We start from the raw sequence: 13,526 nt of genomic DNA, 5'->3' as shown, positions 1-13,526 counted from the left end.
TACCATCCCGACAGACCTTAAATTCAACGTTAACCCGGAAGAAAAAATGACCTCGCGAGTGATTGCACTGGATTTAGACGGAACACTGCTTACCCCGCAGAAAACCCTGCTCCCCTCTTCCCTTGAAGCCCTCAAACGAGCCCAGGAAGCGGGGTATCAACTCCTCATCGTAACGGGTCGACATCACGTTGCCATTCATCCTTTTTATCAGGCACTGGGCTTAGATACACCTGCAATTTGCTGTAATGGCACCTATTTGTATGATTATCAGGCAAAAAAGGTTTTAACCTCCGATCCGCTTCCTGTTTCTCATGCGCTGCAATTAATTGATTTACTGGATGAGCACGCAATTCATGGCCTGATGTATGTGGATAACGCCATGCTGTATGAACGCCCTACCGGTCATGTGATCCGCACCAGCAACTGGGCTCTGTCCCTGCCGGAAGCGCAGCGTCCGGTGTTCACGCAGGTTGCCTCCCTGCGCCGGGCGGCGGAAGAGGTTGAGGCCATCTGGAAATTTGCCCTGACCGATGAGGACACCAGCAAACTCAATACCTTCGCGAAGCATGTCGAACATACGCTGGGTCTGGAATGTGAATGGTCCTGGCACGATCAGGTGGATATCGCCCGCAAAGGCAACAGCAAAGGCAAACGTCTGACCCAGTTCGTTGAATCTCAGGGCGGATCGATGCGCGACGTGATTGCCTTTGGCGATAACTATAACGACATCAGCATGCTGGAAGCCGCCGGCACGGGCGTGGCGATGGGCAACGCCGATGACGCGGTGAAAGCGCGTGCTGACGTAGTAATTGGCGATAACACCACCGACAGCATCGCGCAGTTTATCTACACCCACCTGCTGTAATCAGGCGGTGATGGAGACGCTCTTGATTTGCGCGTAAAGCCACAGGCCAGGCCTGATGCCTAACTCATCCCTGGCCCACGGGCTGATGCGCGCCCACAGCGTTCTGCTGCCCACTTCCAGCTGCACTTCTACCTGGCCGTTATCATCAAAACACTGCGCCACTTTTGCGCGCAACACATTGCGGATACTGGTTTGCAGCGGCGGTTGCAGGACCAGTGAGACATCTGACGCCTGAATGCGGATGCGTAACGTCGACTGAATCGGCGTGTCGATTTTGTTAACCCACAGATGCTGATCCCCCAGCGCCAGGGCGGTCATTGCATAGTGCGGATGGTGCTCCAGTACGCTCACCTTCAGAATGCTGCTCTGCTGCTCCTTTGGCAGCCACGGGTGCATAACGCTGCTGCCCCACACCTCTTCGAGATTACCGAAGGCCTTCACCCTCCCCGCTTCCAGCACCAGCACTTTATCGGCCAGATGTAAGATCTCATCCAGCGAATGGCTGACGTACAGCATGGGCACGTTGATTTCCCGCGCCAGACGTTGCAGGTACGGCAGCAGCTCGCGCTTGCGCGGAATATCCAGCGAGGCCAGCGGCTCATCCAGCAGCAGCAGTTCCGGCGCGGTTAACAGGGCGCGGCCAATCGCCACGCGCTGTTTTTCGCCCCCCGACAGCGAAGACGGCAGACGATCCAGCAGCGATTCGATACCCAGCAGCGCCACCAGCTTATCGAACTGTCCGGCCATGCTTTTTGCCATGCCGTAGCGCAGGTTACCGCGCACGCTGTAGTGTGGAAACAGGCGCGCATCCTGAAATACATAGCCGATGCGGCGCTTGTCCGGTGACAGGCATACCTTCTTTTCCGTGTCGTTTAAGACGCGGTTATTTAGCACAATGCGGCCAGACTGGGGGCGCGTCAGGCCGCTAATCGCATTTATCAGCGACGTTTTTCCCGCCCCGGAAACGCCAAAAATCGCGGTGATACCGCTGGCAGGCAGCGTTTCGTTCAGCGTCAGGGTGTGGTTGCCCAGGGTTTGCGTAAAGTTGAGTTCCAGCATCACGGTTTCCCCATCCGTTCACGGCTGAGGCGCGCCAGCCACTCCGACACCAGCAGCGAGACCAGGGCGAGCACAATCGAAATAATACACAGACGGGCCGCCGCACCTTCGCCGCCCGGCGTCTGAATCAGGGTATACATCGCCGACGGAATGGTCCGCGTCTCGCCCGGAATGTTTGATACAAAAGTAATAGTCGCACCAAACTCGCCCAGCGAGCGGGCGAAGGCCAGCACCGTACCGACGATAATGCCCGGTAACGTGAGCGGCAGGGTGATGGTCAGAAATACCCGCCAGCGGCCTGCGCCCAGCGTGCGGGCGGCCTGTTCCAGCCGGATATCCACCGCTTCCAGTGCCAGACGGATTGCGCGCACCATCAGCGGGAAGGACATCACCGCCGCGGCAAGCACCGCGCCGCGCCAGCTGAAAGCAAAGGTCAGGCCAAACCAGTCGTACAGCCACTCGCCGATAACGCCGCGTCGCCCCATGGAGATCAGCAGCAGATAACCGACCACCACAGGCGGCAAGACGAGCGGAAGATGAAGAACACTGTCGAGCAGGGCTTTGCCTGGAAACTTCACGCGAACCAGTAACCAGGCAAAGAACACCCCAAAGGGCAAACTCAGCGCAACCGCCAGGGAAGAGACTTTCAGGCTCAGCAGCACGGCCTGCCATTCAGGTTCGGTCAATATCATTCGTGAGTCGTAAATCCGTAACGTTTAAAGATAGCGGACGCTTCCGGCCCCTTCAGGTAGTCAACGAAGGCCGTCACGGTCGCATTTTTATGTCCATCAACTATCGCAACAGGATATTCCACTTTCTTATGCGAGTCTTCCGGGAAGGTACCCACTACCTTCACGCCTTTACTGGCGACGGCATCGGAGCCGTAAACAATCCCGAGTGGGGCTTCGTTACGCTCCACCAGCGCCAGCGCGCCACGCACATCTTCTGCGGGTGCCAGCTTCGGCGATAAGGTCTCCCATGCGCCCAGCTTTTGCAGCGCTTCCTTCGCATAAATTCCGGCAGGAACATGCTCCGGATCGCCCACCGCCAGACGGCCACCGTTCAACAGACGGGTCCAGTCCGTCTGTTTGTTAATGGCAATGTCGCCCTGCTTGCTGTTTGCGGGCGCGACCACCACCAGGCTATTGCCCAGCAGCGTTTCGCGGGTAGCCGTTTCAACAGACTTTTTCTCCACCGCGTAATCCATCCATTTCTGATCGGCAGAGATGAACAGATCCGCAGGCGCCCCCGCTTCGATCTGGCGGGCCAGCGTGGAAGAGGAGGCAAATGACGAGACAACCTCGACGTTTTTCTCTTTTTTGTATTCCGCAGCAATATCCTGCATCGCGTTAGTCAGCGACGCCGCCGCAAAGACCGTGATTTTTCCTTCATCCGCCAGCGCGTGGCCGGTGAGTGAGAGTGTCAGCGTTGCCCCTGCGAAAAGGCGTACCCATGAACGTGCCATTTGAAGCTCCTGTGCGTTTCGTTATATACAAATAAATATAACGATATATCACAGGCGTTCATAGCGTTAAATCGTACCCATTAGTGCGTAAACTCAAGGAACGTTGTAAAAGATATCGGCGGGAGAGAAATAAACTTGAGAGCAAAACGCCCGGAGTGACCGGGCGTTTTGGAGGAAATCATTGCTGCTTTTTAGGCTGGTCACGACGATGACCAATGTTCGAAAAGACGTTGAACACTTCACCCAGGCCGTAGATGGCACCGAGTATGATAGCCATCACTACTGGCACCATGATTACCGCGAATACCAGACTTTTCAACAACTCTAACATGGTTTTCTCCAGATCTTGTGAACGGCTTATTCTACCCTGAAAAGTAAGAAAAACATCCCCTTTTGTGCGGTGCGCTTTTCGCATCAGGGCATTTGGGTCACAATAGCCTTTTTGCCGGGACCCCGTTATGCAGGCTGAAATTCTCCTCACCCTACGCCTTCAGCAGAAGCTTTTCGCCGATCCGCGACGCATCGCCCTGTTAAAACAAATAGAACAAACTGGCTCGATTAGCCAGGGTGCCAAAAACGCCGGCATCAGCTATAAAAGCGCCTGGGATGCGATTAACGACATGAACACCCTGAGCGAACAAACGCTGGTTGACCGCGCCACAGGCGGAAAAGGCGGCGGCGGCGCCGTGTTGACGCGTTACGGGCAACGTCTGATCCAGCTCTACGATTTACTGGCGCAGATCCAGCAAAAAGCCTTTGATGTGTTAAGCGATGACGGCAATCTGCCGCTGGACAGTCTGCTGGGCGCCATCTCCCGTTTCTCATTACAGACCAGCGCCCGCAACCAGTGGTTTGGTACGGTAACGGGACGCGACCATTCGCAGGTGCAGGAGCATATTGAGATCCTGCTGGCGGACGGTACGACGCGCCTTAAAGCCGCCATCACCGCGCAAAGCGGCCAGCGCCTCGGGCTGAATGAAGGTCAGGAGGTGCTGGTATTACTTAAAGCGCCCTGGATCGGCATCGCGCTGAACCCTGAGCAGGCCGTAGAGGCCGACAATCAGCTATGCGGTGAAATCAGCCACATTGAACGCGGCGCAGAACAGTGTGAAGTGCTGATGACCCTGCCGGATGGACAGTCGCTCTGCGCCACCGTTCCGGTGAACGACGCGGCTGAATTAGTCGAAGGTGCTGTGGTGACCGCATATTTCAATGCCGACCGGGTAATTATCGCCACATTATGCTAAGCGCATTGACAACCCTGACGACTCTGGGTATCCCTGACATCTGTTGCTGCAAAAAATGGGATAACACATGTCATCATTGCATATTTCGCAAGGCACGTTTCGTCTTAGCGATACCCGTACCTTATCGCTGCCAGAGTTAACCTTGCGCGCCGGAGAAAGCTGGGCGTTTGTGGGCACGAACGGCAGCGGAAAATCGGCGCTGGCCCGCGCTCTGGCGGGTGAATTAACCCAGCTGGAGGGTGAGCGTCGGTGCACGTTTACCCGGCTGACGCGCCTTTCCTTCGAACAGCTGCAAAAGCTGGTCAGCGATGAGTGGCAGCGTAACAATACCGATTTGCTCAGCCCCGGTGAAGAAGATACCGGCCGCACGACGGCGGAGATTATCCAGGACGAGATTAAAGACCCTGCCCGCTGTCAGCATCTCGCGGAGCAATTTGGCATTACCGCCCTGCTTAACCGCCGTTTCAAATACCTTTCTACCGGCGAGACGCGCAAAACGCTGCTGTGCCAGGCGCTGATGAGCGAGCCGGAACTCCTGATTCTGGATGAACCGTTTGACGGGCTGGATGTGCCATCCCGCGCGCAGCTGGCCGCGTTGCTGGCAACGCTTAACCACCAGGGATACACGCTTGTGCTGGTCCTTAACCGCTTTGATGAGATCCCTGATTTCATCCATTATGCGGGCGTGCTGGCTGACTGTAGCCTGACCGAAACCGGCGAGAAAGCCGGACTGCTCCGGCAGGCGCTGATTGCGCAGCTGGCGCACAGCGAAAAGCTGGACGGTATCGCCCTTCCGGAGCCGGATGCGCCATCGGCGCGACACGGGCTTGATCCCGATCAGCCGCGCATCGTGCTGCGCGATGGCGTGGTTGCCTATGACGATCGCCCTGTTCTTAATCACCTCAGCTGGACGGTTAATCCCGGTGAGCACTGGCAGATCGTCGGTCCCAACGGGGCGGGTAAATCCACGCTGCTGAGCCTGATCACCGGGGATCATCCGCAGGGATACAGCAACGATCTGACCCTCTTCGGTCGCCGCCGCGGCAGCGGGGAAACCATCTGGGATATCAAAAAGCATATCGGCTATGTCAGCAGCAGCCTGCATCTGGACTACCGCGTGAGCACCACGGTGCGCAACGTGATCCTGTCCGGTTTCTTTGATTCTATCGGTATTTATCAGGCGGTATCGGACAAGCAGCACAAGCTGGCGCAGGAGTGGCTGAATATTCTGGGCATGGACCATCGGGTAGCCGATGCGCCCTTCCACAGCCTGTCGTGGGGGCAGCAGCGGCTGGCATTGATCGTCCGCGCGCTGGTCAAACACCCTACGCTGCTGATCCTGGACGAACCGTTGCAGGGACTGGATCCGCTTAACCGACAGCTGATCCGACGCTTTGTGGATGTACTGATTAGCGAAGGTGAAACCCAGCTGCTGTTTGTCTCCCACCATGCTGAAGACGCCCCGTCCTGCATGACCCATCGGCTGGAATTTGTGCCTGACGGCGAGCATTACCGCTACCTGCTGAGCAAAATCGATTAACCCGTGGAGGGCGCCGCCCTCCGCTTTTCAGACAACCCGCAACAATACTTCTCTATCTCTTTGATCTAAAATGCACGAAGTCTGTGAAAAAGCGCGTGTGAAACCCTGTGTAAACGATACCACTATTTTATCCCATGTCACACTTTTCGCGTCTCTGATATGCTATGGTTAATACATACCATAAGCCTAATGGAGCGAAATATGCGAGTTCTGGTAACAGGTGGTAGCGGTTACATAGGTAGTCATACCTGTGTGCAACTGCTGCAAAGCGGTCACGACGTCGTCATTCTTGATAACCTGTGCAACAGTAAGCGCAGCGTGCTGCCGGTCATTGAACGCCTTGCGGGAAAACAGCCGACTTTCGTGGAAGGCGATATTCGCAATGAAGCATTGATGACTGAAATCCTTCACGATCACGCGATTGAAACCGTTATCCACTTCGCAGGCCTGAAAGCGGTGGGCGAATCGGTAGCAAAACCGCTTGAGTACTATGACAACAACGTCAACGGTACCCTGCGTCTGATCTCCGCCATGCGTGCGGCAAACGTAAAAAACTTTATCTTCAGCTCCTCCGCGACCGTCTACGGCGACCAGCCAAAAATTCCTTACGTTGAAAGCTTCCCGACCGGTACGCCGCAAAGCCCGTATGGCAAAAGCAAGCTGATGGTGGAGCAGATCCTGACCGACCTGCAAAAAGCCCAGCCTGAGTGGAGCATTGCGCTGCTGCGCTACTTTAACCCGGTTGGCGCGCATCCGTCAGGCGACATGGGCGAAGATCCGCAGGGCATTCCTAATAACCTGATGCCGTATATCGCGCAGGTTGCCGTAGGGCGTCGCGACTCCCTGGCGATTTTTGGTAACGATTATCCCACCGAAGACGGCACTGGCGTGCGCGATTACATTCACGTGATGGATCTGGCCGACGGCCACGTGGCGGCGATGCAGCAACTGGCAGATAAACCGGGCGTGCATATTTACAACCTCGGCGCCGGCGTCGGCAGCAGCGTGCTGGATGTGGTGAATGCCTTCAGCAAAGCCTGCGGCAAGCCGGTGAACTACCACTTCGCGCCGCGCCGCGATGGCGATCTTCCGGCTTACTGGGCCGATGCCTCCAAAGCGGATAAAGAGCTTAACTGGCGTGTCACCCGCACGCTCGATGAAATGGCACAGGATACCTGGCACTGGCAGTCACGCCATCCGCAGGGCTATCCGGACTAAGGATTTGTCATGACGCAATTTAATCCCGTCGATCACCCGCATCGTCGTTTTAACCCGCTCAGCGGGCAATGGATTTTAGTTTCACCGCATCGCGCCAAGCGCCCCTGGCAGGGGGCGCAAGAGACGCCTGCAAAACAGACGCTGCCACAGCACGATCCGGACTGCTTCCTCTGTCCGGGCAACACGCGCGTGACGGGCGATAAAAACCCGGACTACAAGGGCACCTTCGTTTTCACAAACGATTTCGCGGCGCTGATGACCGACACGCCGGACGCGCCGGAAAACCACGACCCGCTGATGCGCTGCGAAAGCGCCCGCGGCACCAGCCGCGTGATCTGCTTCTCTCCCGACCACAGCAAAACGCTGCCGGAGCTGAGCGTTGAGGCGCTGAAAGAGGTTGTCAGCACCTGGCAAGCGCAAACGGCGGAGCTGGGCCAGACCTATCCGTGGGTGCAGGTGTTTGAAAACAAAGGCGCGGCGATGGGCTGCTCTAATCCGCACCCGCACGGCCAGATCTGGGCGAACAGCTTCCTGCCGAACGAAGCCGAACGTGAAGACCGGCTGCAAAAAGCCTATTTCGCAGAGAACGGGTCGCCGATGCTGGTGGATTACACGCAGCGTGAGCTGGCGGACGGCAGCCGCACCGTGGTGGAAACCGAGCACTGGCTTGCCGTGGTGCCGTACTGGGCGGCGTGGCCGTTTGAAACGCTGCTGCTGCCAAAAGCCCACGTCCTGCGCATTACCGACCTCAGCGACGCGCAGAAAGACGACCTTGCCCTGGCGCTGAAAAAACTGACCAGCCGTTACGATAACCTCTTCCAGTGCTCCTTCCCCTACTCCATGGGCTGGCACGGCGCGCCGTTCAACGGCGAAGAGAATCAACACTGGCAGCTGCATGCGCATTTCTACCCGCCGCTGCTGCGCTCAGCAACGGTACGTAAATTCATGGTGGGCTATGAAATGCTGGCGGAAACCCAGCGCGACCTGACGGCGGAACAGGCGGCAGAACGTCTGCGTGCCGTTAGCGACGTCCATTACCGCGAATCAGGAGTCTAAAAATGAATCTGAAAGATAAAACACAATCCCTGTTTGCTGAAAAATTTGGCTACCCTGCCACCCACGTTATTCAGGCGCCAGGCCGCGTTAATTTAATTGGCGAGCACACCGACTATAACGACGGTTTTGTGCTGCCCTGTGCCATTGACTACCAGACGGTGATCGGCTGCGCGAAACGTTCAGATCGTATGGTGCGGGTGATCGCCGCGGATTACGGCAACGAAATGGACGAATTTTCCCTCGACGCGCCGATCGTGACCCACGACAGCCAGCAGTGGTCGAACTATGTGCGCGGCGTGGTGAAGCATCTTCTGAAGCGTAACAAGGATTTCGGCGGGGCCGACATGGTTATCAGCGGCAACGTGCCGCAGGGAGCAGGATTGAGCTCTTCTGCATCGCTGGAAGTGGCGGTCGGCACCGTTTTCCAGCAGCTTTATCATCTGCCGCTGGACGGCGCGCAGATCGCCCTCAACGGTCAGGAAGCGGAAAACCAGTTCGTGGGCTGCAACTGCGGCATTATGGATCAGCTTATTTCCGCGCTGGGCAAGAAAGAGCATGCGTTACTGATTGACTGCCGCTCGCTCGGCACCAAAGCGGTTCCGCTGCCAAAAGGTGCGGCGGTGGTGATCATCAACAGTAACTTCAAACGCACCCTGGTGGGCAGCGAGTACAACACCCGCCGCGAGCAGTGTGAAACCGGCGCGCGCTTCTTCCAGCAGCCGGCCCTACGTGATGTTTCTCTCGATGAATTTAACAAGGTTGCCCACGAGCTGGATCCGGTCGTAACGAAGCGCGTACGTCACGTGCTGACGGAAAATGCCCGTACCGTAGAAGCCGCCTCCGCGCTGGCGAAAGGTGACCTGAAGCGCATGGGCGAACTGATGGCAGAATCGCATGCCTCCATGCGCGACGATTTCGAAATCACCGTGCCGCAAATCGACACGCTGGTTGAAATTGTAAAAGCCACGATTGGCGACAAAGGCGGCGTGCGTATGACCGGCGGTGGGTTTGGCGGCTGCGTCGTCGCCCTGGTGCCGGAAGAGCTGGTCCCTGCCGTTCAGGACGCCGTGGCGAAACAGTACGAAGCCAAAACGGGCATCAAAGAAACTTTCTATGTCTGCAAAGCATCACAAGGAGCCGGACAGTGCTAAACGAAATACCTACACTCGCACCGGATGGTCTGCCGTATCGCCTGTTAACCCTGCGCAACAGCGCCGGGATGGTGGTTACGCTGATGGACTGGGGCGCAACCCTACTTTCTGCCCGCGTCCCCATGCCTGACGGCAGCGTGCGCGAAACCCTGCTCGGCTGCGCATCCCCCGAGCAGTATATTGAGCAGGACGCTTTTCTTGGCGCGTCCATAGGCCGCTACGCCAACCGCATCGCCAGAAGCCGGTTTGAGCTGGACGGCGTAGAATATTCCCTGCTTTCAAGCCAGGGTGAAAATCAGCTGCACGGCGGTCCGGAAGGGTTTGATAAACGCCGCTGGAAGATTGTGCAGCAAAATGACGGTGAGGTCTGGTTCTCTCTGGACTCCCTCGACGGTGACCAGGGCTTCCCGGGCAATCTGACCGCAACCGCGCGCTTCACCCTGACCGGGGATAATCGCATCGCCATTGAGTACCGCGCGACGGTCGACAAGCCGTGCCCGGTCAACCTGACTAACCACGCTTACTTCAACCTTGACGGCAACCAGACCGATGTCCGTAACCACAAACTCCAGATCCTGGCGGACGCGTATCTGCCGGTCGATGAGATGGGTATCCCGTATCAGGGGATGAAACCGGTAAGCGGCAATAGCTTTGATTTCCGTCAGCCGAAAACCATCGCCCAGGATTTTCTGAGTGATGACGATCAGCGCAAGGTGAAAGGCTACGACCACGCTTTCCTGTTGCAGGCGAAAGGCGATCTTTCTCAACCTGCCGCACAGGTCTGGTCTGCGGATGAGAAGTTACAGATGACGGTCTACACCACCGCCCCTGCCCTTCAGTTCTACTCCGGCAACTACCTGGAGGGCACCACGGCGCGTGAACATAACGACTACGCCGCCTGGCAAGGTCTGGCGCTGGAGAGCGAATTCCTGCCGGACAGCCCTAACCATCCAGAATGGCCGCAGCCGGACTGCGTACTGCGTCCGGGTGAAGAGTACACGAGCGTTACCGAGTATCATTTCATTCCGCGCGCTTAACGCCCGGCGGCGCTGCGCCTGCACGGGCCTATGAATGTAGGCCGGATAAGCGAAGCGCCGTCCGGCAAAAAAGCCAGGCCCTCACCGCGAGGGCTTTTTTATCTCCGCTTGCTGAAAATAGCGGCGATCGCAGACAAAATCATAACCCTGGATTCACATGCATCTTACACTCTCGAACTATTTTCGCTATGGTTAGGGTTAAGCGTTGCTGCTGGCACAGTCACGGCAATATAATGAGAATTGTTATCATTCAAAATGCTTGAGGAGTAAGAAATGGCTAATACTAAGCTTGTCCTGGTGCGCCACGGCGAAAGCCAGTGGAACAATGAAAACCGCTTCACCGGCTGGTATGATGTTGATCTGTCCGAGAAAGGCGTGAGCGAAGCAAAAGCGGCAGGTAAACTGCTGAAAGAAGAAGGCTTCACCTTTGACTTTGCTTACACCTCTGTGCTGAAACGTGCCATCCATACCCTGTGGAACGTTCTGGACGAGCTGGATCAGGCCTGGCTGCCGGTTGAGAAATCCTGGAAACTGAACGAACGTCACTACGGTGCGCTGCAAGGTCTGAACAAAGCGGAAACCGCAGAGAAATACGGTGACGAGCAGGTTAAGCAGTGGCGTCGCGGTTTCGCGGTAACGCCTCCAGAGCTGAGCAAAGATGACGAGCGCTACCCGGGCCACGATCCGCGCTACGCGAAGCTGACTGAGGCTGAACTGCCACAGACCGAAAGCCTGGCGCTGACCATCGACCGCGTGGTGCCTTACTGGAACGAAACCATTCTGCCGCGCCTGAAAAGCGGCGAGCGCGTTATTATCGCTGCTCACGGTAACTCCCTGCGCGCGCTGGTGAAATACCTGGACAACATGGGTGAAGATGAGATCCTCGAGCTGAACATCCCTACCGGCGTACCGCTGGTGTACGAGTTCGACGAGAACTTCAAACCTGTTAAACATTACTATCTGGGTAACGCCGACGAAATCGCTGCAAAAGCGGCGGCAGTGGCGAACCAGGGTAAAGCGAAATAATTTTCGCCGGACATAAAAAAAGCGTGGAGCAATCCACGCTTTTTTATTGCCCGCGACAGACTCAGCCGCGACGCGCTTTTACCGCATCCGCCAGCTGGCGCAGGATCGCATCGGTATCTTCCCAGCCAATGCAGGCATCCGTCACGCTCTTACCGTAGACCAGCGGTTCGCTGCCCTCAAGATTCTGGTTGCCTTCCACCAGATGGCTCTCGATCATTACCCCAATCACCGCGCGTTCACCGTTGGCGATTTGCTGACAAACATCTGCCCCGACTTCCATCTGCTTTTTGAACTGTTTGCTGGAGTTCGCATGGCTGAAATCGATCATCACCTGCGGCGCCAGTCCCGCTTTCTCCAGACCCGCCTTCACTTCCGCCACGTGTTTTGCGCTGTAGTTAGGCTCTTTACCGCCGCGCAGAATGATATGGCAGTCGCCGTTACCGCTGGTATTCACAATCGCCGAGTGGCCCCACTTGGTCACCGACAGGAAGCAGTGCGGCGCGCCAGCCGCATTGATGGCATCAATCGCGACCTTGATGGTGCCATCCGTGCCGTTTTTGAAGCCCACCGGGCATGAGAGGCCAGACGCCAGCTCGCGGTGAACCTGAGATTCCGTGGTGCGCGCGCCGATGGCGCCCCAGCTCATCAGGTCAGCCAGATACTGCGGCGTGATCATATCCAGGAATTCTCCGGCCGCCGGGAGCCCGCTGTCGTTAATTTCCAGCAGCAGCTTACGCGCAATGCGCAGACCATCGTTGATCTGGAAGCTGTTGTCCATGTGCGGATCGTTGATCAGCCCTTTCCAGCCCACGGTGGTACGCGGTTTTTCGAAATAGACGCGCATCACGATTTCCAGTTCGTCCTTCAGCTCTTCACGCAGGGTGAGCAGTCGTGACGCATACTCTTTGGCCGCAGCAGGATCGTGAATAGAGCACGGCCCGATCACCACCAGAAGACGATCGTCGCTACCTTTGAGGATCTTGTGGATCGCCTTGCGGGCATGAGACACCGTGTTGGCGGCATTTTCAGTGGCGGGGAATTTTTCAAGGAGCGCTACGGGGGGTAATAACTCATTGATCTCTTTAATGCGTAAATCGTCGTTCTGATAATTCATCTTCTTTCCGGCTCTGCCATATCTTTAGTAATGAAAGCAATGCTTTCAATCTAACTTGTCGGCCTTGAAGTGTAAACGGGCTTTTACACTTCACGCAGATAATTCCTGGAATTCGCCTAAAATTCACCACAAAATAGCGAAAAATGAGATCTGGCCTAAACTTTTTACTTGTAACAGCTGAATTTAAATATTTATACGCGATTCCATTCTGCCCTCACGCAGAAATCCGGGATCTTTCGCCACTGAACAAGATGCACTGTTGGAGAATGTTATCCAGCGTAACGATAAGAACAGGAGCACCATGATGAAAATGACGAAACTGACTACGCTTTTCCTGACGGCAACCCTTACCCTGGCAAGCGGCAGCGTGCTGGCAGCCGATGCAGGTTCATCCGGCAGCAACGGTGACGCGAATGCTGCCGCCGAAGCAGGCCAGGTTGCACCGGATGCAAAACAGAATATTGCGCCAAATAATGTTGATAACAGCAATATCAACACGGGCAATACTAACACCGGCGGTACGAATACCGGCACCATGAACCACGACGGCATGACCAACGATGAGGTTCATAAAAACTCGATGTGTAAAGACGGTAAATGTCCGGACCCCAATGACAAAGTGGGTAGCGATGCCAATACCAAAACGGACGGCACCACTCAGTAAGCCTGTCTAAGAAGAAATAAGGAGAGCGCATGCTCTCCTTTTTTATTTAAGCACTTAAAAACGCTACACTAAAAATAATAATAA

The 13,526-nt window shown here is 56.1% G+C and carries 14 protein-coding genes; 9 read left to right on the top strand and 5 right to left on the bottom strand.

Annotated elements, in window-relative coordinates; translation table 11 throughout:
• Positions 1-46 precede the first annotated feature (46 nt).
• On the top strand, positions 47-865 hold the full coding sequence (locus DBR02_RS17365) for a pyridoxal phosphatase (RefSeq protein WP_107534951.1): 819 nt from the start codon (positions 47-49) through the stop codon (positions 863-865).
• Here the strand turns inward: DBR02_RS17365 and modC are convergent, their stop codons facing one another.
• The 4 genes from modC to DBR02_RS17345 form a co-directional block, all read right to left on the bottom strand.
• Positions 866-1,924: a molybdenum ABC transporter ATP-binding protein ModC gene (gene modC / locus DBR02_RS17360; RefSeq protein WP_107534950.1), complete on the bottom strand. Its 1,059-nt coding sequence runs from the start codon at positions 1,922-1,924 to the stop codon at positions 866-868.
• Positions 1,924-2,616, bottom strand: a complete 693-nt coding sequence (modB, locus tag DBR02_RS17355) for a molybdate ABC transporter permease subunit (protein WP_063866136.1) — start codon at positions 2,614-2,616, stop codon at positions 1,924-1,926. Before modB ends, modC begins: the two co-directional genes overlap by 1 nt.
• Positions 2,613-3,389, bottom strand: coding sequence for a molybdate ABC transporter substrate-binding protein (gene modA / locus DBR02_RS17350; protein ID WP_063866134.1), 777 nt, complete (start codon positions 3,387-3,389; stop codon positions 2,613-2,615). Before modA ends, modB begins: the two co-directional genes overlap by 4 nt.
• Positions 3,390-3,567: 178 nt before the next feature.
• Positions 3,568-3,720, bottom strand: a complete 153-nt coding sequence (locus DBR02_RS17345) for an AcrZ family multidrug efflux pump-associated protein (RefSeq protein WP_003858549.1) — start codon at positions 3,718-3,720, stop codon at positions 3,568-3,570.
• A gap of 127 nt (positions 3,721-3,847) precedes the next feature.
• Between DBR02_RS17345 and modE the strand changes: the two genes are divergently transcribed.
• The 7 genes from modE to gpmA all read left to right on the top strand — a co-directional run bounded on the left by modE (position 3,848) and on the right by gpmA (position 11,664).
• Entirely contained in the window at positions 3,848-4,636 is a 789-nt protein-coding gene (gene modE, locus DBR02_RS17340; RefSeq protein WP_107534949.1) for a molybdenum-dependent transcriptional regulator, read from the top strand.
• 67 nt (positions 4,637-4,703) lie between these two features.
• Positions 4,704-6,176 carry a molybdate ABC transporter ATP-binding protein ModF gene (gene modF, locus DBR02_RS17335; RefSeq protein WP_107534948.1) on the top strand — a complete coding sequence of 491 codons (1,473 nt, stop codon included), beginning with the start codon at positions 4,704-4,706 and terminating at the stop codon, positions 6,174-6,176.
• Positions 6,177-6,377: 201 nt separating this feature from the next.
• Positions 6,378-7,394 (top strand): UDP-glucose 4-epimerase GalE, encoded by a 1,017-nt coding sequence (galE, locus tag DBR02_RS17330; RefSeq protein WP_063449325.1) that lies wholly within the window; start codon positions 6,378-6,380, stop codon positions 7,392-7,394.
• 9 nt (positions 7,395-7,403) lie between these two features.
• On the top strand, positions 7,404-8,450 hold the full coding sequence (gene galT, locus DBR02_RS17325) for a galactose-1-phosphate uridylyltransferase (protein ID WP_107534947.1): 1,047 nt from the start codon (positions 7,404-7,406) through the stop codon (positions 8,448-8,450).
• A 2-nt stretch (positions 8,451-8,452) separates the two neighbouring features.
• Positions 8,453-9,601, top strand: coding sequence for a galactokinase (galK, locus tag DBR02_RS17320; RefSeq protein WP_107534946.1), 1,149 nt, complete (start codon positions 8,453-8,455; stop codon positions 9,599-9,601).
• Positions 9,595-10,638 (top strand): galactose-1-epimerase, encoded by a 1,044-nt coding sequence (galM, locus tag DBR02_RS17315; RefSeq protein ID WP_107534945.1) that lies wholly within the window; start codon positions 9,595-9,597, stop codon positions 10,636-10,638. The genes galK and galM overlap by 7 nt, the downstream gene beginning before the upstream one ends.
• A gap of 273 nt (positions 10,639-10,911) precedes the next feature.
• The gene (gene gpmA / locus DBR02_RS17310; protein ID WP_006809557.1) at positions 10,912-11,664 is read left to right on the top strand and encodes a 2,3-diphosphoglycerate-dependent phosphoglycerate mutase; all 753 of its coding nucleotides are present in this window, start codon (positions 10,912-10,914) and stop codon (positions 11,662-11,664) included.
• A gap of 61 nt (positions 11,665-11,725) precedes the next feature.
• On the opposite strand, the gene aroG is transcribed toward gpmA, so the two are convergent.
• Positions 11,726-12,778 carry a 3-deoxy-7-phosphoheptulonate synthase AroG gene (gene aroG / locus DBR02_RS17305; RefSeq protein ID WP_107534944.1) on the bottom strand — a complete coding sequence of 351 codons (1,053 nt, stop codon included), beginning with the start codon at positions 12,776-12,778 and terminating at the stop codon, positions 11,726-11,728.
• A gap of 304 nt (positions 12,779-13,082) precedes the next feature.
• Between aroG and DBR02_RS17300 the strand changes: the two genes are divergently transcribed.
• Positions 13,083-13,442, top strand: a complete 360-nt coding sequence (locus tag DBR02_RS17300) for a protein YbgS (protein WP_063449330.1) — start codon at positions 13,083-13,085, stop codon at positions 13,440-13,442.
• Positions 13,443-13,526: the final 84 nt, after the last annotated feature.

Origin of the sequence: Enterobacter cloacae complex sp. (assembly GCF_900322725.1) — a bacterium.
GTDB classification, from domain to species: Bacteria; Pseudomonadota; Gammaproteobacteria; order Enterobacterales; family Enterobacteriaceae; genus Enterobacter; species Enterobacter quasihormaechei.
This window is presented reverse-complemented; position numbering and strand designations above follow the sequence as displayed.